This window comes from Neohoeflea coraliihabitans (assembly GCF_019334345.1).
GTDB lineage: Bacteria > Pseudomonadota > Alphaproteobacteria > Rhizobiales > Rhizobiaceae > Pseudohoeflea > Pseudohoeflea coraliihabitans.
On record NZ_JAHWQX010000001.1, the window covers coordinates 252,630 to 273,254 of the forward strand.

Consider the following 20,625-nt stretch of genomic DNA (forward strand, 5'->3'; position numbering starts at 1 on the left):
CTGAATGACAACGCTTAAAGGTTCGCGCCGTGGAAGACATTGCCCTGAAAATTGCCTTCATTGGCGCCGCCGGCATCGCGGCGCAGTGGTTTGCCTGGCGCCTGGGCCTGCCGGCCATCGTTTTGTTGCTCGCAGCCGGCTTCGCTGCCGGTCCGGCCACCGGGTTTCTCAACCCGGCCGCCGATTTCGGTGAGATCTACCGACCCATCATCTCACTCGCCGTCGCCATCATCCTGTTCGAGGGCGGGCTGACGCTGAACTTTCGCGAGATTGCCGAAACATCGAAGGCGGTGCGCCGGATCATTCTGATCGGCGGGCCGGTGACCTGGGTGCTGACGGCGCTGTCGGCGCACTATATCGGCGGCCTGAGCTGGGCCACGGCGATCGTTCTTGGCGCTATTCTGATCGTCACCGGCCCGACGGTGATCATGCCGCTGCTGCGCCAGGCGCAACTGACCGCACGCGTCGCCTCGCTCCTGCGCTGGGAGGCCATAATCAACGATCCGATCGGTGCCCTGTGCGCCGTGATCGCCTTCGAGGTGGTGCTCGTCTTCATCGGCCAGCACGCCGCCGAAAGCCTGGCCCTGCAGATCGTCCTGGGCGGCGGCCTTGCGGTCGGTCTTGGCTATCTCGGCGCCAAACTGATTGCCTGGTCCTTCATTCGCGGCCATGTGCCGGAATTTCTCAAACAGCCGGTGCTGTTCGCCATCGTCATCCTGGTCTATGCCGTCACCAACGCCGCCCTCGAGGAAGCCGGCCTGCTGACCGTGACCATCATGGGTGTCGTGCTGGCCAATGAGAGGATCGCGTCGCTGACCGACATGCGCCGGTTCAAGGAGACGATCACCACCATGCTGGTCTCAGCGGTATTCATCATGCTGACCGCATCGCTGACGCTCGCAGATCTCGCGGAACTCGATCTCTACGCCGTCCTGTTCGTCGCCTCGCTGCTCCTGATCATCCGGCCGCTCGCCATATTCGCCGCCACTGCGAATTCGGGAATCAGCGTCAAGGAGCGAGTGCTCAGCGCCTGGATCGCGCCGCGCGGTGTCGTCGCCGTCGCCGTCGCCGGACTGTTCGGCACCCTGCTCGCCGATGCCGGCATTGCCGATGCATCGCGCATGGTGACCTTCACCTTTGCCGTTGTCGTCACCACCATCGTCCTGCACGGCTTTACCCTCGGGCCACTGGCGACGCTGCTGGGGCTGAAGAAGATGTCGCGCCCCGGCCTGCTCATTGTCGGCGGCTCGCGCTGGAGCACGGCGCTGGCCGCCAAGCTCAAGGAACACGACATTCCGGTACTGCTCGCCGACATGAACTGGAATCATCTCTCGCGCGCCAGGCTGGCCGATGTGCCGGTCTATTTCGGCGAGGTTCTCAGCGAAAACGCGCACCACACCATTGAACCGACGCGCTACACCAATCTCATCGCCGCCACCGACAATGACGCCTACAACGCCCTGGTCTGCACCAATTTCGCGCCGGAACTTGGCCGCTCGCATGTGTTTCAGATCGGTCGCGATGAGGGCGACAAGGAGCACAGGGCGCTGTCCTTCACGATCGGCGGCCGGCCGCTCGCCAAGCCGGGTCTGACCTTTCAGGAGTTTCGCGAGCGCTTCAACCGCGGCTGGACGTTCCAGGTCACCGGTTTGACCGAGGAATTCGACTATCAGGATTATCGCGAATCGCGCCCCGACGACACTCTGGTGCTGCTCTGGTTCAAGGCGTCCGGCGCCATCACCTTCGCCTCGATCGCCAATGGTCCGCCCGGGCCGGAGGATCAGATCCTCAGCTTCGGCGAGCCGCCTGGCCGGACCGCCAGCGAAAAGGCCGAGGAGCGCGCGGAGAAGCGGGCAGCGCGCAACGGGCAGGACACGCCCGGCAAAGGAGCTGACAAAAAGAAAGTCACGAAAGAGGCAGCCAGCCAGCCGGCGGCTGGCGCTTCATCCGGCGATCAACCCGCCAAGCCCCGCTCCTGATGCCAACCTATCGGCTGTTCGTCACCACGAATGAAACCGGCGCGGGCCAGGCTCTCGACCGGCTCGCGGCGCATTTCGAGGAGGAGGGCTATCCCGCCGCCACCACCGAGATCGACGAGGACAACGGGATCTGGCAGGCCAGTCTCTACCTTGAACACGAACCTGATGAAGCCCTGCGCGCTGCCATGGCCGAGGCGCTGGCCGGCGCCTTTCCCCGCGAGGCCATCGAGACCGAGACGCTTCCCGATATCGACTGGGTCAGTCATTCCCTGGCCGGGCTGAAACCGGTGCGTGCCGGCCGTTTCATCGTTCACGGCGCCCACGACCGCGCCGCCGTCCAACCGCACGACATCGCCATTCAGATCGATGCGGCCCAGGCGTTCGGCACCGGACATCACGGCACCACCGCCGGCTGTCTGGAAATGCTGGACGAAGTGATCCGCGCCTGGCCGGCGCGCCGCGGCTACCCGGCCCGCATCCTCGATCTTGGCACCGGGTCGGGCGTGCTTGCCATTGCAGCCGCCCGCCTGGTCCCGGCGCGTGTTCTCGCCACCGATATCGATCCGGTCGCCACCGCCGTCGCGCGGGACAACATGCGCATCAATCAGGTCATGAGCCGCGTCACCACGCTGACTGCTGGCGGTCTCAACGACCCGAAAATCACCCGGGCCGCACCCTTCGATCTGATCATTGCCAATATCCTCGCCCGGCCCCTGATGACCCTCGCCCCGAAGATCGCCGCAGCGCGCGCCCCGGGTGGCGCGGTCATCCTGTCCGGCATTCTCGCAACGCAGCGCTGGAAGGTGCTTGCCGCCTATCAGGCCCAGGGGCTCTACCATGTCAGGACCCTATGGCGTGATGGCTGGGTCACGCTGCTTTTGCGCTGAACGCACGTTAAAACCAAAAAAGGCCCGGCACCGCAGCGCCAGGCCTTAAGTGACTTGCCAAAGGAATTGTCCGATCAGAACGGGTAGCTCTGATAGCCTTCGCGATTGATTTCGTCACGGTTGCGGCCAAGGATGGCCAGCGACTCGTCATCAAGCTGCATCAGCGCGCCGTTGACGTAGCGGCGAACCTGACGCTCGCGTGCCTTGACCATGCGATCATAGGCGGCGGAGAAAAAGCTGCGCTTCATCATTCTACTCCTGTCTGTTGGGGCGGAAACAGGCCGACCGCCCGACTGTTGGTTGACTGATATATACAACCATTTTTGTGCATGTGCACAATCTATGTTGCAGTGCAGCTATGTCCAATTTGCATATCGACGGCGAAAGCAATGCGATCTGCTCATCTTTCCTCAAGGCTTTCAGCGTTTTGCCACTTCCGCCACGCCTTGCAGCCCCGCAGCGTTGCCGCTACGACAGGCTGTGACCGATCGGCCCAACACTGCGCACGCCGGAACCGGCAGTGCGGCATGAGGTGACTATGTTCCAGAATTTCGATGTTCCATCGGCGCCGCATGCGGCCGGCGACCGGCTGGCGGCTCTGCGCTTGACCTTTTCGCATCTCGGCGTCGATGCCATTGCCGTGCCGCGCGGCGACGAATTTCTCGGCGAGTATGTGCCGGACAATGCGGAGCGTCTTGCCTTTCTTACCAGCTTTACCGGTTCCGCCGGGCTGGTGCTGGTCGAACGCACGGCTGCGACGCTGTTTGTCGACGGTCGCTATACGGCGCAGGCCCGCACCCAGACCGATCCGGCCCACTTTTCCATTGTCGATCTGGTCTCCGAACCGCTGCCGGTGTTCCTGCAAAGCCGCGCGGCTGCTGACAAGCAAAAGACCGGCGCGCCCTACCGGCTCGGCATCGATCCTTGGACCTGGCCGGGTTCGGACGTCGAGCGCCTCAAGGCTGCGCTGGACAAAATCGGCGGCGAATTGGTGCTTCTTCGCGAAAATCCCGTGGATGCGATCTGGACGGACCGACCGGCCGCGCCGTGCCAGCCGGTGACGATCCAGCCCCTTGAATTCGCCGGGGAGCCGGCGCGCGACAAGCTGGCCCGGCTGCAGGACACGATCGCCGGCAGCGGCGCCGACGCGGCGGTGCTTTCCGATCCCTCCTCCATCGCCTGGAGTTTCAACATCCGCGGCAGCGACCTGCCCTCGACGCCGCATCCGCTCAGCCGCGCCATCCTTCCCGCCAATGAGCGGCCGACCCTGTTCATCGAGCCCGCCAAGCTCAACCGCGAAGTCGAAGCCTATCTAACGCAATTGGCTGATCTGGCGCAGCCCGACGCGTTCGAGACCGCCCTGCGCCGCCTTGCAGCATCGGGCGCGCGGATTCTTGTTTCGCCGGCCTCCGCTCCGCATGCCATCAGCGAGCTGGTCGAAAGCGCAGGCGGCACGGTGATTGCCGCTGCCGATCCGGCGCAGGTGCCGCGTGCCGTCAAGAACGAGGCCGAACTGTCCGCCAGCGCCGAGATCCACCGCCAGGATGGCGCCGCCATGGTGCGGTTCCTCGCCTGGTTCGATGCGCAGCCGCCCGGCAGCATCGACGAGATTGCGGCGGCAACGCAGCTCGAGGCGTTTCGCGCCAGCACCGGGGCGGCCATGCAGCGCCCGCTCATGGCATTGTCCTTCGACACCATATCCGGCGCTGGTCCCAACGCCGCCATCATCCACTATCGCGTCAATCGCGACACCAACCGCCAGATCAACGCCGGCGAGATGTATCTCGTGGACTCCGGCGGGCAGTATGTTCCCGGAACCACCGACATCACCCGGACCCTGGCCGTCGGTGCGGTACCAGCCGAGCAACGGCGGTTCTTCACCCTGATCCTCAAGGGCATGATCGCCATCAGCCGGCTGCGCTTCCCCGCCGGCACACGCGGTATCGACATCGATGCTTTCGCCCGCCAGGCGCTCTGGCAGGGAGGTGTGGATTACGCGCACGGCACCGGCCACGGCGTCGGCAGCTATCTTTCCGTTCACGAGGGACCGCAATCGCTCTCGCGCCGCGGCATGCAGGAATTGCTGCCCGGCATGATCCTGTCCAATGAGCCCGGCTATTACCGCGACGGCGCCTTCGGCATTCGCATCGAGAACCTCGTCTATGTGCATGAACCGCGCGATATCGCCGGCGGCGACAGGCCGATGCTCGGCTTTGAGACCCTGACCCTGTGCCCGATAGACCGGCGGCTGATCGTCCCCGGCCTGCTCGATGACACAGAGCGGCACTGGCTGAATGCCTATCACGCACGGGTGCGCGACAGCCTTTCGCCGCTGCTGGGCAATGAGGTCCTGACCCGCCAGTGGCTCACGGCCGCCACCGCCGACATCTGAGACCTGCAATGCGGCTTAAAGGCCGATATTGCGCAGCGCCACCAGCAGGATCCAGGCGATCGCGAACATGCCCAGCATCGGCAGGCGCAGCCCGATCAGCGTCGCCACCGCCAGGGTCAGGATTTCCCCTGTCCCGTACTGCACCAGGCTCGGTGCGACCAGGGTGGTGATCACCGCCGCCGGCACCGCATTGAGCGCCACATCGACCCGCCGCGGGATCGTCTTGAAGCGGGACATCAGTAGATTGCCACCAATGCGGGTCACATAGGTCACGACGGCCGCCGCGAGGATGATCCACACATGCGTCGCACTCAGGGCGAAGGTTGGCCCCAGCGCCGGCGCGAGATCGGCTGTGGCGGCGCTCATATCACCCCCTCCGGACGATCCTCGCCGGGCACCGGGTCGTTCGCTGCCTTGCCGGGCGGCAACAACACCGCCACAAGAATGCCGGCCAGCGCCCCAAGGCTCACATGCCAGGGCGAACCGACATACAAGAAGGCGAGGATCGACCCGACACCGCTCGCCAGCACCACCGGCAGCCAATTGGCGCGCCGGCGAAATCCGAGCAGCAGCCCGAGAAAATAGATCGGCAACAGGAAGTCGATGCCATAGCGCTCCGGCTCTGAGATCAGCCGCCCGAACAGCGCACCGGCCAGTGTCATCAGGTTCCACACGACATAAACAGGAATTCCCATCCCGAGATACCAGGCAAAACCCAGCGGACGGCGCTTTTCAACCCGCATTTCCGAAGCGGCATAGACCGGGTCCACGAGCAGGAAATAGGCGAAGATCTTTTGCGCAAAACCGAAATGCCGCAGGTGCCGGCCAAGCGATGCCGAATACAGCACGTGCCGGAAATTGACCGCAAAAATCGAAAAGACGATCAGCCAGGCGGCCGCATTGTCGCGAAACAGGTTGAGACCGACCATCTGACTGGCACCGGCATAGACGGTCACGCTCATCAGCACCGCCTCGCCGGCTGTCAACCCGTGATCGACCGCCAGGGCGCCAAACAGGGCACCGAACGGCGCCGCTGACATTGTCGGCGTGATCGATTCGCGAAACCCGACCCAAAAATCGGCCCGCGCACCGGACCGTGCTGTCGACCGTGCGCGCAACTGTGCAGATGCCATGCCAAACTCCTTGGCCCTGCGTTAGGTCAGCAATACTGACCTGTCAAATCAAACTGCTTGAAGTGTCGACAATCCCGGGCAGCCCCCCCGGGCACGCTTGAAGAGCGCCCCCGAAAAAGTTCTGCAGAACCCTTCCGTCAGATTGACCCGGCGTCTTCGCACAACATGTTAATCCGTGCGGTGCGAGCCTCGGCCTTGCGGAAGCTCCCTGATCCTGAACGTGATCCCGGCCTTTCCGGCCCGGCTTTCCGACCCTGAGGTATGCGATGAACGAGCCCATTGTTCCCTTCGACCTTGTGCGAATGTTTCTCGGAACCGACCCGCCACTGTTTTATCTCGAGATCGTCTTTCGCACCCTTGTTGTCTACATCTATGCGCTGGCGATGATCCGCTGGGTCGGCGGGCGCGGCATCGCGCAGATGTCCACCGTCGAATTCCTTCTGGTCATCGCGCTGGGATCGGCCGTGGGCGACGTGATGTTCTATCCCGAAGTGCCGATCCTGCATGCGATGCTGGTGATCACCGTCGTGATCCTGATCAACAAGGGTCTCGACACGCTCATCTTCCGATACCGGTCGCTGGAGAAGGCCGTCGATGGCCTCACCGCCGAGGTGATCCGCGACGGGGTCATCATTCCCGAGACGCTGCGCGACAGGAAGATGGGACGAAGCGAGGTCTTCGAGGGGCTGCGGGCGCAGGGCTACCGGAACCTCGGCGAGATCCGCAGGGCCTATCTCGAAACATCGGGCAACTTCAGTGTCTTTCCGAGCCCTGGATCCACTTACGGCCTCCCCATCGAACCCGCCTGGGCTGTCGAACCTCCGCCGATGATCGGGCCGAACGCCACGATCGATGGCGGCGCTCGACCGGCCTGTTGCGAATGCGGAAAGCTTGTCGGCCCGGAGACACGCGTCACGCCGTCCGCCTGTCCGAATTGCGGCAGCACCAGTTGGACACCCGCTCGTCGCGTCAACGAGGCTCCTCCAGACCGCAAAAGCCTGCCGACATGATGGTCGAAGAGGCTGCCGCGGGTCGTTTCACCCTGCAAAACCCTTGAAAGGGTCCCGCCGAACTTGACGGCGGCGCCCTCCGGCATCGACAAGGAGGGCGGAACGGATCGTACAGCGGATCGTTACGCACACGGGGCTCAGGGGAGAGATGCATGCCGGACACACTGCGCAAACCGACACTCGACAAGGACCTCGACAAGCTCACGACGATTGAGCAGGCCACCGAACGGGTCAGTCGCGGCATCATGGCGCCCGGCCTGTCGCTGATTTTCGTGCTTATCTGCGCCCTCGTCGCCGCCTTGCTGATGACCGGCCAGCCCGGCGCCGTCGTCATCGTCGCCGCCGCCGTTGTCGGCGCCTACATGGCATTGAACATCGGCGCCAACGATGTCGCCAACAATGTCGGCCCCGCCGTCGGCGCCCGTGCCATGACGCTCGGCACCGCCCTGATCGTCGCTGCGGTCTGCGAAAGCGCCGGCGCCCTGATCGCCGGCTCCGACGTCATCGGCACCATCTCCAAGGGCATCATCTCGCCGGACGCGGTCAGCAACCCGTCGGTGTTCATTTCGGCGATGCTTGCCGCCCTGGTGGCCTCGGCAATGTGGATCCATCTTGCCACCTGGCTGAAGGCGCCGGTCTCGACCACCCATTCCATCGTTGGCGGCGTCATGGGCTCGGGCATCGCCGCCGCCGGTCTGAACGCCGTCAACTGGACGACTATGGGCTCGATTGCCGCCAGCTGGGTGATCTCGCCCGTCCTGGGCGGCATTTTCGCGGCAATCTTTCTCGCCTTCATCAAGACGGCGATCATCTATCGTGACGACAAGATCGCCGCCGCGCGGGTCTGGGTGCCCGTCCTCGTCGCCCTGATGTCCGGCATTTTCGCAGCCTATCTGTCGGTCAAGGGCCTCAAGGGTATCGTCAAGATAACCCTGCCGATGGCGCTGATCATCGGCCTCGTCGCCGGCGGCATCTTCTGGCTGCTCGCAAGGCCGCTGATCGCAAAGCAGTCGCGTGGGCTGGAAAACCGCAACCAGTCGCTGCGCTACCTGTTCTCGCTGCCGCTGATCATCTCCGCCGGGCTCCTGTCCTTTGCGCATGGCGCCAATGACGTTGCCAATGCCGTCGGCCCGCTGGCCGCCATCGTGCACACCGCCGAGGCCGGCGAGGTTGCCGCCAAGGTCTCGATCCCCCTGTGGGTCATGGCGGTCGGCGCCTTGGGCATATCGCTTGGCCTGTTGCTGTTCGGCCCGCGCCTGATCAAGCTCGTCGGCAACGAGATCACCAAGCTCAACCCGATGCGCGCCTACTGCGTGGCCCTGTCGGCCGCCCTGACGGTGATCGTCGCCTCGGGTCTCGGCCTGCCGGTCAGCTCGACCCATATTGCCATCGGCGCGGTGTTTGGCGTCGGTTTCTTCCGGGAATGGTACACCAGCCGCTCGCAAAGGCGCGCCGACTACGTCGCCCGCCGTGCCGCCGATCAAAGCCAGCCGAAAGCAAAAAAGACCTCGAGCGAGGATCAGAAGCACCGTTTTCTGGTGCGCCGGGCCCACTTCCTGACCATCGTCGCCGCCTGGCTGATCACTGTACCGGCAGCCGCCATCCTGTCCGGGATACTTTTTGCGATTTTCCGCATCTTCATCCGCTGATTCGCGGCGCGTGGCGCGCGCCTGTCAGCAGTTGGCCGCACGCCGCAGGGCTGCGCTCACGGGGTCTCGCCAATATGGGTGAACCACTCATCCTCGCTGAGAACCTGGATGCCAAGTTCCTCCGCCTTGGTCAGTTTCGAGCCGGCTCCCGGCCCGGCCACGACGAGATCGGTCTTCTTCGACACCGAACCGGCAGTCCGAGCCCCCAGCCGCTCGGCCATCGCCTTGGCCTCATCGCGGGTCATCTTCTCCAGTGAGCCGGTAAACACGATCGTCATCCCCGTCACCGGACTTTGCGTGCCGGATACCGCCTCCGCCGCCTCGGGGGTCACCTCGTCAAGCAACCTGTCAATGACCTCGCGATTGCGCGCCTCGCGGTAGAATTCGACCAGCGCCCGCGCCATCACCTCGCCGATGCCGTCAATGGCGTTGAGATCGTTCCACGCCTCGCCGCCGCTCTCCTGCGCCGCCTGCATTGCCTCGGCGAAAACCGCATAGGTGCCGTAGGACCGCGCCAGCAGCTTGGCGGTCGTCTCGCCGATATGGCGGATGCCGAGCGCATAGATGAAGCGGTGCAATTGGATGGTCCGCCGCGCATTGATCGCCGCAAACAGATTGCGCACGCTGACGCGCCCGAACCCCTCGACGTTCTCCAGCTTGGTCAACGACCCCTTCTGACGCGCCTCGAGGGTGAAGATGTCCGGTGCTGTGCGCACGCGCATCGCCGGGTCTTCGGTCTCGAAGAAGAACTCGATCTGCCGCGCCCCCAGCCCATCGATGTCGAAGGCATTGCGCGAGACGAAATGCTTGAGATGCTCGATCGCCTGCGCCCGGCAGACGAACCCGCCGGTACAGCGGCGGACCGCGTCGATCTTGCCGCTTTTCTCGTTGACCTCGCGCACGGCGTGCGACCCGCAGACCGGGCAGTTCTGGGGAAACGCATAGGGGGTTGCTTCCTCCGGGCGTTTGTCCAGCACGATATCGACAATCTGCGGGATCACATCCCCGGCGCGCTGCACGATCACCGTGTCGCCAATACGGATATCGCGTCCCTCGCGGATCGGTTCGCCGTCCGACCCCAGGCCCTTGATGTAGTCCTCATTGTGCAGCGTCGCATTGGTCACCATCACGCCGCCGACCGTTACCGGCTCGAGGCGGGCCACCGGGGTCAGCGCACCCGTCCGTCCGACCTGAATGTCGATGGCCTTCAGCGTGGTGAAGGCCTGCTCGGCCGGGAACTTGTGGGCGATCGCCCAGCGCGGGCTGCGCGAGCGGAAGCCGAGCCGCTCCTGGTAGTCGAGCCGGTCGACCTTGTAGACGACGCCGTCAATGTCATAGTCGAGATCGGCCCGGTCGAGCCCGATCTGGTGATAATGCGCCAGCAGCGCCTCGATGTCGCTCAAACGCCGGGTCAGCGGATTGGTCGGGAATCCCCAGGCCGAAAGAACCTCGATCATGCCCGATTGCGTGTCGGCCGGTCGCTCGGACAATTCGCCCCAGGCATAGGCGAAAAACCGCAGCTTGCGTGCCGCCGTGACCGACGCATCGAGCTGGCGCAGCGAGCCTGCCGCCGTATTGCGTGGATTGACATAGGTCGGCTTGCCCTCGGCTTCCATGCGCGCGTTGAGCGCGAAGAAATCGGACTTGGCCATGAAGATCTCGCCGCGCACCTCGACAATCTCCGGCGCAGTGCCCGGCAGCGTCTCCGGGATGTCCGCAATGGTGCGCACATTGGCCGTGACGTTCTCGCCGGTGGTGCCGTCGCCGCGTGTCGCCGCCGTGACCAGCTTGCCGTTCTCGTAACGGATCGAGATCGACAGCCCGTCGATTTTCGGCTCGGCGGTCAGGGCGATGGAGCCGTCGGGGATCTGTCCAAGGAAGCGGTAGATCGAGCCGAGAAAATCGCGCACATCCGCGTCGTCGAAAGCATTGTCGAGCGACAGCATCGGACGCGCGTGCCGCACCGGCGCAAAGGTCTCGGACGGCGCCGCTCCGACCCGCTGCGACGGGCTGTCCGGCAAGACCAGGGACGGGAAACGTTTCTCGATCGCCAGATTGCGCTGCTTGAGGGCGTCATAGTCGGCATCGGAAATCTCCGGAGCGTCCTGCCGGTGATAGAGCAGGTCGTGACGCTGCAACTCTTCCGCCAGCCGCTTGAGTTCGCGCCGCGCCTGGCGTTCGCTCAGCGCATCGACCGGTGTCTCGGCCCAGGTCGGTGCCGACGTCGATGCCGGCGTCGCTGCGGGCGTCTTCCGCGCGCTCATTGCGCTTCGGCTCCGGCCAGAAGCCTGGCCGCGGCGGCCCGCGCCTCGTCCGTGACGCTGGCCCCTGCCAGCATGCGCGCAATCTCCTCGCGCCGCCCGGCCGGGTCCATCTCCTCGACCCGCGTCGCCACCGCGACGCCGTTGCCACTCGGCCCCTTGGCGATCAGCAGATGCGCATCAGCGCGCGCCGCCACCTGCGGCGCATGCGTTACCGACAGCACCTGCACCTGTTGCGAGAGCCGGCTGAGCCGCTGACCGATGGCGTCGGCCACCGCCCCGCCGACGCCCGTATCGATCTCGTCGAACACCAGGGTCGGGGCCGAGCCGCGCTCGGCCAATGCCACCTTCAAGGCAAGAAGAAAGCGTGACAATTCACCGCCCGAGGCCACCTTCATCAGCGCGCCGGCCCGCGAGCCGGGATTGGTACGCACGCGGAATTCGACCGTGTCGATACCCGCCGCCCCGGCACGTTCGCGATCGCTGTCGACCACCACCAGGAATTCGGCCCGCTCGAGTTTGAGGGCCGGCAGCTCGGCCATTACCGCCTGCGCCAGCGCGCTTGCCGCATTGTGGCGCCGTTCCGACAGCGAGCGGGCTGCGTGCTGATAGGCCGCCTCCGCCTCTTTCACGCGCGCCTCGAGCGCCAAAAGCCGCTCGGCGCCGGCATCAAGATCGGCAAGATCGGCAAGCATCGTCGCGGCCAGCTCGCCCAGACCATCTACCGGCACGTTGAACTTGCGCGCCGCCGCCCGCAACGCGAACAACCGCTCCTCGGTCGTTTCAAGCTCGCGCGGATTGAACTCAGTCGCCCTCAGTGCCGCCTCGACAGCGGTCTGCGCATCGGCCAGGGCGTTCAGCGCCCGGTCGAGCGCTGCCACCGTTTCTCCGAGCAGTTCAGGCGCATCCGCCGCCTTGCGTTCGAGCCGCCGCAACAGCGAGGCCACCATCGGCGTCGGCGCCGACTGGCCGCTGAGCAATTGATCGGCTTCGTTGATCTCGGCCGCCAGCTTTTCGGCCTTCATCATCAAGGCACGCCGGTCGGCGAGGTCCTCCTCCTCACCCTCCTGCGCCGCCAGCAATTCCAGTTCCTCTGCCGAGGCGCGCAGCCAGTCGCCTTCCCGCGCCGCTTCCTCCACCCGCTCGCGCTGTGACTTCAGGTCCCGTTCGGCGGCCCGCCAGCCGCGATACAGCGCCGCCAGAGCTTCGACATCGCTGCTCAGACCGCCGAATGCATCGAGCAGCATGCGGTGGCTGTCGGCATCCACCAGGGCCCGGTCGTCGTGCTGGCCATGAATTTCGACCAGAAGCCGGCCGACGTCGCGCATCAGGGCGACGCTGGCGGGCTGGTCATTGATGAAGACGCGCGTGCGGCCATCGCCGTTCTGCACCCGACGCAGGACAATATCACCTTCATCATCGAGACCATTGTCGCGAATCAGCGCGCGCACAGGGTGATCCTGGGTGACATCGAAGGCCGCCGTGACCTGACCGCGATCCGCACCCTGCCGGACGAGCGATCCGTCGCCGCGCCCCCCCAGAGCCAATGACAGACTGTCGAGAAGGATCGATTTGCCGGCTCCGGTCTCGCCGGTCAGTACCGACAGTCCCTCCGAGAAAGCGAGGTCGAGCCGTTCGATCAGGACGATATCGCGGATCGACAGCTGCGCAAGCATTGATGACGGGCCTTTCTTCTGCTCAGGCCCCGATCAGACGCTTGCCGGCGCGCGACACCCAGGAGCCCTTGTTCTCGCGCGGCTCGAGACCACCGGTCTGCAACAGCTTGTAGGAATCGGCATACCACTGGCTGTCGGGGAAATTGTGCCCGAGAACGGCAGCCGCCGTCTGCGCCTCGCTGGTCAGGCCCATGGCGTAATAGGTCTCGACGAGCCGCGCCAGCGCCTCTTCGACCTGACGCGTGTTCGGATAGGTTTCCACGACGGTGCGGAAGCGGTTGGCCGCCGCCACATATTCGCGCCGCTCGAGATAATACCGGCCGATCTGCATTTCCTTGCCGGCCAGCTGATCACGCGCGTAGCGGATCTTCGCCTGCGCGTCGTCGACATATTCGGAATCCGGATAGCGCTCGACGACTTCGTTCATCGCCTCGATGGCGCGCGCCGATGGCCGCTGGTCGCGGGTCACGGCCGGGATCTGTTTGAAATAGGCAAGGCCGACAATGTACTGCGCATAGGCTGCGTCGGGATCATTGGGATAGAGATTGACGAACCGCTTACCGGAATTGATCGCTTCCTGGTGCTGACCCTGGCGGTACTGCACGAAAGTCTGCATCACCATCGCCTTGCGGCCATATTCCGAATACGGATGCTGCTTGGTGATCGCTTCGAACTTGCGCGAGGCCTCGGTCATGTTGCCGGCCTGCATATTGGCCAGCCCCTCGTTATAGAGCTGGTCGGCCGGATCGAGCGAAGCCGCGTAATTGGAAATGTCGATATCGGGATCGCCGTTCTGGCAGGCGCCGAGCACCAGCGACAGTCCGACGAGACCCGCCGCGGCCAGCAACCTGTGCCCTGCCCACCCCCGATTATAGCTTCCGGTAGCTGTCATTTCCAAACCTCTTCAAGCCCCCGAACGCGACATCCGCCCCCGCCCACAGACGGCAGGCATGCACCGCGTTCTATCCGTAAATGCCCATTCTTCGCAATCGCATGATGCCGCTTTGCCGCAAATTTATGGCGAAGGGGGTTTTTTAAACGGGATTGCAACCGCGAACGCCCGGGACGGGCAGGCTGAGACAAGAATGCGCGTGAATGGCCGCGAAAGTCGGGTGGGGAAAAGGCGGTCGAAATTCTGATCTGATGGTCTCAGACGAGCCACGGCGCGAAGGCCGGGGCACTGACGGCGACCAGTTCGCCATAACGGCTGCCGCCGCGGCGTGCCGGCTGTTCGACGACTTCATAGGCGCTCGCATCGGCCAGTAAGGCCCGCAGCGCCATCGCATTGAGTCTGTGGCCACCGCGATAGCTCCGGTAGCATCCGATGAACTGCGCACCGGCAAGTGCCAGATCGCCAACCGCGTCGAGCGTCTTGTGGCGCACGAACTCGTCTTCGAAGCGCAGACCCTCACTGTTGATCACCGTATGGTCGTCGCCGATCACCACGGAGTTCTCCAGGGACGAACCGAGAGCATGCCCGGAGGCCCAGAGCCGCTCGACGTCGCGCATGAAGCCGAAGGTGCGCGCCCGCGCCAGCTCGCGCCGGAAATTTTCGGCGTTGATCTCGCCTTTCCAGCTCTGCCGGCCAATCAGCGGCGTATCAAATTCAATATCGATCTCGAAGCGGGTGCCGTTGTGCGGCGTGAATTCGGCCCAGGAGCCACCCATCTCCATGCGCACCGGCTTGACCACCCGGATGTAGCGGCGCTTCTCTTCCAGCATCTCGATACCCGCCTCGTCAAAGGCCTCGATAAAGGCGCCGGCGCAGCCGTCCATGATCGGCACTTCGCCGGAATCCAGCTCAACGACGATATTGTCGATGCCGAGCGCATAAAGCGCTGCCATCAGGTGTTCGACTGTTGCGATGGAGCGATCCGGAGCGGTGCCGAGCAGCGTGCAGAGATCGGTCGAGCCGACCTGCGACGACACGGCACGAACCGAGGCGACCATGGTCTTGCCGTCATACCGGTTAAAGACGATGCCGCTGTCCGCTTCGGCGGGATGAAATGTGATGGTGACACTCTGCCCGGAATGAACGCCCACGCCCGACAAAAACACTGAACGCGAGATGGTGGCCTGATAGCCGCTGACATCCATACCCATAAGGCCAACCGTTTTCCCGTAGCCGAACACGCAGGTTCGACTGAACCCCTGATACATTCGAGGACATCACGCCACTATAATCGCGCTAACCAGTCCCCGCCCCGTCTTTACCCCCTGAGGCCGAAGGGAAACATACGGCGACCATTGTAACAAACCAAATCACGCTTTCTTTCGTTTTGTAACGAAGCATATCACGCGAATCGTTAAAATTTTAGAAACATTAACAAGCAGTTAAATTGAAGACGACGGCGCGGACCTCGCCGCACCGTCGTCTTTTGTTACAGGCATCGGCGTGCGCGGCGCGGGGCCGCGCGAATCGCCTATTTGACCTGGCGGCGAAGAAACGCCGGAATCTCCAGGTGCTCGTCATCGAGATTGCCACGCGCCGGCGCCGGAGCGGTGCGGCCCTGGTCGTCGAGCTGACCGCGACGCGGGGCGTAAACGCTCGCTTCCGGTGACAGCTGCCGGCGGGCCGGAGCGGCCTGCATCGCGGCTTCGCCCGCCGTCTCGTCATCGTCCTCGCGCTTGCCGAGCGATGCCGACAGCCGCTTGAGGAGACCCATCGGACCACGCTCGTCCTGCTCGCCGGCTGCGACATTGCGGCGTTGGGCGATCTCGGCCTGCACCACCGGCGGGAAATCCTCGACCTGCGGCATCCGCACCGCTTCCGCCTGATGGCGCAACTGGGCTTCAGAGACGGTCTCGGCCATCGGCTCGACCGGCTGCGGCGCGATTGCTGCCGCGGCCGCCGGCGCGCTCGCCGCCAATGGAGCGGCAGTCATGCTGGGACGCTGCGCCTGCTGTGCCGCCGGCTGCGCAACAGGCTGTGGCGCGGCTTGCGCGGCAGCTTGTGCGGCCGGCTGCCGGGCCGGTGCCTGTGCGGCCTGGGGCGGCGCCGAAAACAAACGGCTCTGCGGCCGGAAATCGTCGCCGGATGCCGCGGCAGCGGGTGCTGCCGGAGCCTCGGCGATGTCGAGCTCGCGCTCCATGTCGCGGGTCGCGGCGCGGATCGTCTGCGCGATGGCATCGCCGCCCGCTTCGCCAGTCGGTGCGGCAGGACGCGCGGCCGGAGCCGCCGCCGGTGCTGAAGCCTGCGCCGGGGCCGGTGCGGGAGCCGGTGCCGGGGCAGCCGGCGCCGGGCTTGCCGTTTGCGCCGGAGCCTGTGCAGCAGGACGCTGCGCCGGGCGCTGCGGCGCCGGAGCGCGGTAATCGCGTCCATCGCCGCTGTCGGCGCCCAGTTCGCGATCGATGCCGGTGGCGACCACCGAGACACGGATCAGTCCTTCCAGTTCCTCGTCGAAGGTCGCACCGAGGATGATGTTGGCATCCGTATCGACCTCTTCGCGGATGCGGGTCGCGGCCTCGTCGACCTCGAACAGGGTCATGTCGCGACCACCGGTGATCGAGATCAGCAGACCCTGCGCGCCGCGCATCGTCGTTTCGTCGAGCAGCGGATTGGCGATCGCCGCTTCCGCCGCGGCCATGGCCCGGTTTTCGCCGGAGGCCTCGCCGGTGCCCATCATCGCCCGGCCCATCTCGCGCATCACCGAACGCACGTCGGCGAAATCGAGGTTGATCAGGCCTTCCTTGACCATCAGGTCGGTGATGCAGGCCACGCCCGAGTAAAGGACCTGGTCAGCCATCGCGAAAGCGTCGGCGAAGGTCGTCTTGTCATTGGCGATGCGGAACAGATTCTGGTTCGGGATGACAATCAGCGTATCGACATTCTTCTGCAATTCGTCGATGCCCGATTCCGCCAGCCGCATGCGGCGCTGACCCTCGAAATGGAACGGCTTGGTGACGACGCCGACGGTCAGGATACCCTTTTCGCGGGCTGCGCCGGCGACGACGGGAGCGGCGCCCGTACCGGTGCCGCCGCCCATGCCGGCGGTGACGAAGCACATATGCGTGCCACTGAGATGATCGACGATCTCATCGATGCACTCCTCGGCGGCAGCCCGCCCGACTTCCGGTTGCGAACCGGCTCCGAGACCCTCGGTGACGTTTGCGCCGAGCTGGATCAGCCGTTCGGCTTTCGACATGGTCAGGGCCTGCGCGTCGGTGTTCGCCACGACGAAATCGACGCCCTGGAGTCCCGCCGTGATCATATTGTTGACGGCGTTGCCGCCACCGCCGCCGACACCGAATACGGTGATGCGCGGCTTCAGCTCGGTGATGTCCGGCTTCTGCAGATTGATGGTCATGTCACCCGTTCCTTCCTTGCTCATGGCCGCATCGCCTGCCGGCCAATTCCGAAAATTCAAAAACTGTCTTTCAGCCACCGTCCGACATTCGCCAGCCGGCCGCCCGTTCCGGTCATGCGGCTCAGGCCGCCCTCGCCCGCCGCATGGGTCTCAAGCCCCGCGACCTGCGGGTAGATCATCAGTCCGACGGCCGTCGAAAAGGCCGGGCCCTTGGCCGCTGCCGGCAGGCCCGAGACCCCCAAAGGCCGGCCGACCCGCACATTGCGCGCCAGGATCCGCCGGGCCGTCTCCTGCAGACCCGTCAACTGGCTGGCGCCACCGGTCAGCACGATGCGTTTGCCGACAATCGGCGCGCAGCCCGACTGCTGTATCCGCTCGCGGATCATTTCCAGGGTTTCCTCGATGCGCGCCCGCACGATGCGCGCCACCAGACCGCGCGGCACCTGCATGGGCTGGTCATCCTCGTCACCGATCGGCGGCACGCTGATCACTTCGCTGTCCTGGGCCGCCTGCGGCGCGGCCGAGCCGTGCACCACCTTCAGCCGTTCGGCATCGTCAAAGCGCGTCGACAAGCCGCGCGCCAGGTCCATCGTCACATGCTGACCGCCGAGCGCGATGGCATCGGCATGCACCAGCTTGCCCTCAGCAAACACCGAAATCGTCGTTGTCCCGCCGCCCATGTCGATGGCCGCGCATCCCATTTCCGCCTCATCCGCAACCAGCGCCGCCAGACCGGAGGCATAGGGCGTCGCCACCATCGCATCGACCGTGAGATGCGCGCGATTGACCGCCAGTTCGAGATTTTTCAAGGGCGCTGATTCGGCGGTCAGCACATGCATGTCGACACCGAGCAGATCGCCATACATGCCGAGCGGATCGCGCACGCCGCGTTCCCCGTCGAGACTGTAGCCCGACGGCAGCGAATGCAGCACCGCCCTTTCATCGAGATCCGCCTGCCGGGTCGCCGCCGAAACCACCTTGCGCAGATCGGAACTGGTGACCTCGTGCCCCCCAAGCGTGACGATGGCCGAATGCGTCTCGCTGCGCAGCCGCCCGGCGGACACATTGATGATCAGCGATTCGGCGGTCATCCCGGCCATCCGTTCGGCGGCATCGACCGCAAGTCGGACGGAATTTTCCACTGCTTCCATGTCGGCAATGACGCCGGCTTTCAGCCCGCGGGATTTCTGGTGACCGATGCCGAGAATCTCGATCTTGTGGCTGCGGCCGGCAAGAACATCGACGCTGGCGATCGGCGACAGCCGTCCGATCATGCACACCACTTTCGACGAGCCGATATCGAGCACCGTGACGATGCTCGAGCGCTTGCCCGACAGCGGCTTCAGCCGCGGCACCCCGGAACTGGAACGAAAGAGGGTCATATCTGCCCCGCCTTGATCGCCTTGTCGCGCGCCTCAAGCGCGTCCTGACGCCGTGCCAGTGCCGTTTCCGTCAGCCGCAGCGTGACCCGATCGGCCACCCGCAGATCGATCGCAGCGATATCCCGATCGGCGACGCCCCGGCCGGCATCGAAATCGGCGAAGCGGGCAAACGCCTCATCGACGTCGCGCTCGGGCAGGCGAATGGTCACGCCATTGTCGAGACGCAGGTCCCAGCGCCGGTCGGCAACGCGAATGGCCGCCTTGACCCGGCCCTTCAATTCCGGATGGAAAATCAGCCGTGCTTCCAGTTCGTCGGCATGGCGATTGGCACCGAGACCGACGTAAAGCGGCAGTCCGGCATGCCGCGAGCCGCTGAGCGGCACGATCGCATCGCCCCGCGCATCGATCAGCGACAGCGTCTCGCCATGCTGCCAGATCGCCACCGCCACCCGCTCCACCAGCTTGACCGAAAGAGAATCGGGATAGACTTTCGTCACCTGTGCATCGACCACCCATGGCAATTCGATCAGCCGCTGACGCGCTTCCTCGACCGAGATCGACAACACCGATGTTGCCCCGTTCAGGCCGATTTGCTCGAGCACGGTGATGTCGGAGGTTTCCGAATTGCCGGCAATGTGCACGTCTTCCAACGCGAACCCGGCCGTCGATGACAGGGTTTCGGCGACAAATGGCGCATGGCCACCGATCTGCATGCCGTAAAGGCCGGTGGCTCCGAAAAACAGGACAGCGGCCACCGTACCGATGTGGGGCGGCATCGCCGTGCGGCCGGAAACCAGCGCAGCGACAAGGCGCGCCGGGCGGCGAAGGAAACGCGGCAGCGCAAGCTGCGCCCGCGACAGGAAATCCTGCCCGCGGTTCCGCGCTTCGCGCTCGCTGGTCCCCTTCATCGACAACACGTGGCGTCCTCCACCATCCAACTGACAAACTCTTCGAAACTGTGTCCCGCCTGCGCCGCCATTTCCGGCGCCAGCGAGGTGGGTGTCATTCCAGGCTGGGTATTGATTTCAAGCCAGACAAGCTCCCCGTTTTCGGAGAAACGGTCGTCGTAGCGGAAATCCGACCGGCTCACCCCGCGACACCCGATGGCTTGATGGGCCTTGAGTGCAAGTGTTCGTATCTTTTGGTAAACAAATGGTGAAATTTCTGCCGGACAGACATGTTTTGATCCGCCCTCGACATACTTTGCGTCATAATCATAGAAGGTGTGGCCAACCGGCACGATCTCGGTCACGCCAAGCGCCACGTCGCCCATCACCGTGCAGGTCAGTTCGCGGCCATGGATATAGCGCTCGACCATCACGCGGTCGCCATATCGCCATTCATCGGAGGTGATGATCTGTGGCGGATGCGGTTGATCCGCCTGCACGATGACGATCCCAAAGCTTGAACCTTCAGCCACCGGCTTGACGACATAGGGTGGCGGCATCGGATGCGCCGACGTCAGATCGAACCGGTTCATGACCTTGGATTCGGCAACCGGAATGCCCTGCACCTTGGCGACGATCTTCGACAGCTTCTTGTCCATCGCCAGCGCCGAGGCGAGGACGCCGGAATGGCTGTAGGGGATCTCGAGATATTCCAGGACGCCCTGAATACTGCCATCCTCGCCGAACGGCCCATGCAGCGCGTTGAAACAGACATCGGGCGCCAGCGCCCTGAGCCGTTCCGAGATATCGCGCCCGACATCAACCCGGGTCACCTGATAGCCGGCCCGTTCGAGCGCCGCCGCGCAGGCTTCACCTGAAGCCAGGCTGACCGGCCGCTCCGACGAAAATCCGCCCATCAGAACGGCCACATGCTTTTTATCTGTCATGGAATGAGGTCCCCTTCGCTCCCGCCCAGATTGGTCGTCCGGCAGTGACCACGTCCGGCCGCGCCGACGGGTATGCAGGCGCGAATCAACAGCGCCATCAAGTCCGGATGAAAGA

The 20,625-nt window shown here is 64.6% G+C and carries 16 protein-coding genes; 5 read left to right on the forward strand and 11 right to left on the reverse strand.

Annotation, left to right across the window (positions count from 1 at the left end; all coding sequences use genetic code 11):
• Window positions 1-29 precede the first annotated feature (29 nt).
• Both KY465_RS01270 and KY465_RS01275 read left to right on the forward strand, forming a co-directional pair.
• Complete coding sequence (locus tag KY465_RS01270) at window positions 30-1,979, forward strand: cation:proton antiporter (RefSeq protein WP_219157639.1); 1,950 nt, start codon at window positions 30-32, stop codon at window positions 1,977-1,979.
• The gene (locus KY465_RS01275; RefSeq protein ID WP_219157641.1) at window positions 1,979-2,866 is read left to right on the forward strand and encodes a 50S ribosomal protein L11 methyltransferase; all 888 of its coding nucleotides are present in this window, start codon (window positions 1,979-1,981) and stop codon (window positions 2,864-2,866) included. Before KY465_RS01270 ends, KY465_RS01275 begins: the two co-directional genes overlap by 1 nt.
• A 74-nt stretch (window positions 2,867-2,940) precedes the next feature.
• On the opposite strand, the gene KY465_RS01280 is transcribed toward KY465_RS01275, so the two are convergent.
• Window positions 2,941-3,114 (reverse strand): hypothetical protein, encoded by a 174-nt coding sequence (locus KY465_RS01280; protein ID WP_219157643.1) that lies wholly within the window; start codon window positions 3,112-3,114, stop codon window positions 2,941-2,943.
• Between the two features lie 290 nt (window positions 3,115-3,404).
• Between KY465_RS01280 and KY465_RS01285 the strand changes: the two genes are divergently transcribed.
• Window positions 3,405-5,258, forward strand: a complete 1,854-nt coding sequence (locus KY465_RS01285; RefSeq protein ID WP_219157645.1) for an aminopeptidase P family protein — start codon at window positions 3,405-3,407, stop codon at window positions 5,256-5,258.
• A 15-nt stretch (window positions 5,259-5,273) separates the two neighbouring features.
• Here the strand turns inward: KY465_RS01285 and KY465_RS01290 are convergent, their stop codons facing one another.
• Window positions 5,274-5,624: an AzlD family protein gene (locus KY465_RS01290; protein ID WP_219157647.1), complete on the reverse strand. Its 351-nt coding sequence runs from the start codon at window positions 5,622-5,624 to the stop codon at window positions 5,274-5,276.
• Entirely contained in the window at window positions 5,621-6,391 is a 771-nt protein-coding gene (locus KY465_RS01295; RefSeq protein ID WP_219157649.1) for an AzlC family ABC transporter permease, read from the reverse strand. Before KY465_RS01295 ends, KY465_RS01290 begins: the two co-directional genes overlap by 4 nt.
• A 266-nt stretch (window positions 6,392-6,657) precedes the next feature.
• On the opposite strand from KY465_RS01295, the gene KY465_RS01300 reads away from it, so the two are divergent.
• Complete coding sequence (locus KY465_RS01300) at window positions 6,658-7,401, forward strand: DUF421 domain-containing protein (protein WP_219157651.1); 744 nt, start codon at window positions 6,658-6,660, stop codon at window positions 7,399-7,401.
• 152 nt (window positions 7,402-7,553) lie between these two features.
• Window positions 7,554-9,050 (forward strand): inorganic phosphate transporter, encoded by a 1,497-nt coding sequence (locus KY465_RS01305; RefSeq protein ID WP_219157653.1) that lies wholly within the window; start codon window positions 7,554-7,556, stop codon window positions 9,048-9,050.
• Window positions 9,051-9,106: 56 nt separating this feature from the next.
• Here the strand turns inward: KY465_RS01305 and ligA are convergent, their stop codons facing one another.
• The 8 genes from ligA to KY465_RS01345 all read right to left on the reverse strand — a co-directional run bounded on the left by ligA (window position 9,107) and on the right by KY465_RS01345 (window position 20,510).
• The gene (gene ligA, locus KY465_RS01310) at window positions 9,107-11,314 is read right to left on the reverse strand and encodes an NAD-dependent DNA ligase LigA (RefSeq protein ID WP_219157655.1); all 2,208 of its coding nucleotides are present in this window, start codon (window positions 11,312-11,314) and stop codon (window positions 9,107-9,109) included.
• Complete coding sequence (gene recN, locus KY465_RS01315; RefSeq protein ID WP_219157657.1) at window positions 11,311-12,987, reverse strand: DNA repair protein RecN; 1,677 nt, start codon at window positions 12,985-12,987, stop codon at window positions 11,311-11,313. The genes ligA and recN overlap by 4 nt, the downstream gene beginning before the upstream one ends.
• Window positions 12,988-13,009: 22 nt before the next feature.
• Window positions 13,010-13,879, reverse strand: a complete 870-nt coding sequence (locus KY465_RS01320) for an outer membrane protein assembly factor BamD (protein WP_219157658.1) — start codon at window positions 13,877-13,879, stop codon at window positions 13,010-13,012.
• Window positions 13,880-14,136: 257 nt separating this feature from the next.
• A complete protein-coding gene (gene lpxC / locus KY465_RS01325; protein ID WP_219200709.1) occupies window positions 14,137-15,090 on the reverse strand; it encodes a UDP-3-O-acyl-N-acetylglucosamine deacetylase in 954 nt (317 codons plus the stop codon).
• A 320-nt stretch (window positions 15,091-15,410) separates the two neighbouring features.
• Complete coding sequence (gene ftsZ / locus KY465_RS01330; RefSeq protein WP_219200711.1) at window positions 15,411-17,294, reverse strand: cell division protein FtsZ; 1,884 nt, start codon at window positions 17,292-17,294, stop codon at window positions 15,411-15,413.
• A 56-nt stretch (window positions 17,295-17,350) separates the two neighbouring features.
• Window positions 17,351-18,676 carry a cell division protein FtsA gene (gene ftsA, locus KY465_RS01335; protein ID WP_219157660.1) on the reverse strand — a complete coding sequence of 442 codons (1,326 nt, stop codon included), beginning with the start codon at window positions 18,674-18,676 and terminating at the stop codon, window positions 17,351-17,353.
• Window positions 18,673-19,584, reverse strand: a complete 912-nt coding sequence (locus KY465_RS01340) for a cell division protein FtsQ/DivIB (protein WP_219200712.1) — start codon at window positions 19,582-19,584, stop codon at window positions 18,673-18,675. The genes ftsA and KY465_RS01340 overlap by 4 nt, the downstream gene beginning before the upstream one ends.
• Window positions 19,581-20,510, reverse strand: coding sequence for a D-alanine--D-alanine ligase (locus tag KY465_RS01345; RefSeq protein WP_219157662.1), 930 nt, complete (start codon window positions 20,508-20,510; stop codon window positions 19,581-19,583). The genes KY465_RS01340 and KY465_RS01345 overlap by 4 nt, the downstream gene beginning before the upstream one ends.
• Between the last annotated feature and the right edge of the window lie 115 nt (window positions 20,511-20,625).

Excerpts from the sequence above, each read along its gene's own strand:
- KY465_RS01275 (WP_219157641.1), top strand. The coding sequence starts at position 1,979 with ATGCCAACCTATCGGCTGTTCGTCACCACGAATGAAACCGGCGCGGGC.
- KY465_RS01280 (WP_219157643.1), bottom strand. The coding sequence starts at position 3,114 with ATGAAGCGCAGCTTTTTCTCCGCCGCCTATGATCGCATGGTCAAGGCA.
- KY465_RS01285 (WP_219157645.1), top strand. The coding sequence starts at position 3,405 with ATGTTCCAGAATTTCGATGTTCCATCGGCGCCGCATGCGGCCGGCGAC.
- KY465_RS01290 (WP_219157647.1), bottom strand. The coding sequence starts at position 5,624 with ATGAGCGCCGCCACAGCCGATCTCGCGCCGGCGCTGGGGCCAACCTTC.
- KY465_RS01295 (WP_219157649.1), bottom strand. The coding sequence starts at position 6,391 with ATGGCATCTGCACAGTTGCGCGCACGGTCGACAGCACGGTCCGGTGCG.
- KY465_RS01300 (WP_219157651.1), top strand. The coding sequence starts at position 6,658 with ATGAACGAGCCCATTGTTCCCTTCGACCTTGTGCGAATGTTTCTCGGA.
- KY465_RS01305 (WP_219157653.1), top strand. The coding sequence starts at position 7,554 with ATGCCGGACACACTGCGCAAACCGACACTCGACAAGGACCTCGACAAG.
- ligA (WP_219157655.1), bottom strand. The coding sequence starts at position 11,314 with ATGAGCGCGCGGAAGACGCCCGCAGCGACGCCGGCATCGACGTCGGCA.
- recN (WP_219157657.1), bottom strand. The coding sequence starts at position 12,987 with ATGCTTGCGCAGCTGTCGATCCGCGATATCGTCCTGATCGAACGGCTC.
- KY465_RS01320 (WP_219157658.1), bottom strand. The coding sequence starts at position 13,879 with ATGACAGCTACCGGAAGCTATAATCGGGGGTGGGCAGGGCACAGGTTG.
- lpxC (WP_219200709.1), bottom strand. The coding sequence starts at position 15,090 with ATGGGTATGGATGTCAGCGGCTATCAGGCCACCATCTCGCGTTCAGTG.
- ftsZ (WP_219200711.1), bottom strand. The coding sequence starts at position 17,294 with ATGACCATCAATCTGCAGAAGCCGGACATCACCGAGCTGAAGCCGCGC.
- ftsA (WP_219157660.1), bottom strand. The coding sequence starts at position 18,676 with ATGACCCTCTTTCGTTCCAGTTCCGGGGTGCCGCGGCTGAAGCCGCTG.
- KY465_RS01340 (WP_219200712.1), bottom strand. The coding sequence starts at position 19,584 with ATGAAGGGGACCAGCGAGCGCGAAGCGCGGAACCGCGGGCAGGATTTC.
- KY465_RS01345 (WP_219157662.1), bottom strand. The coding sequence starts at position 20,510 with ATGACAGATAAAAAGCATGTGGCCGTTCTGATGGGCGGATTTTCGTCG.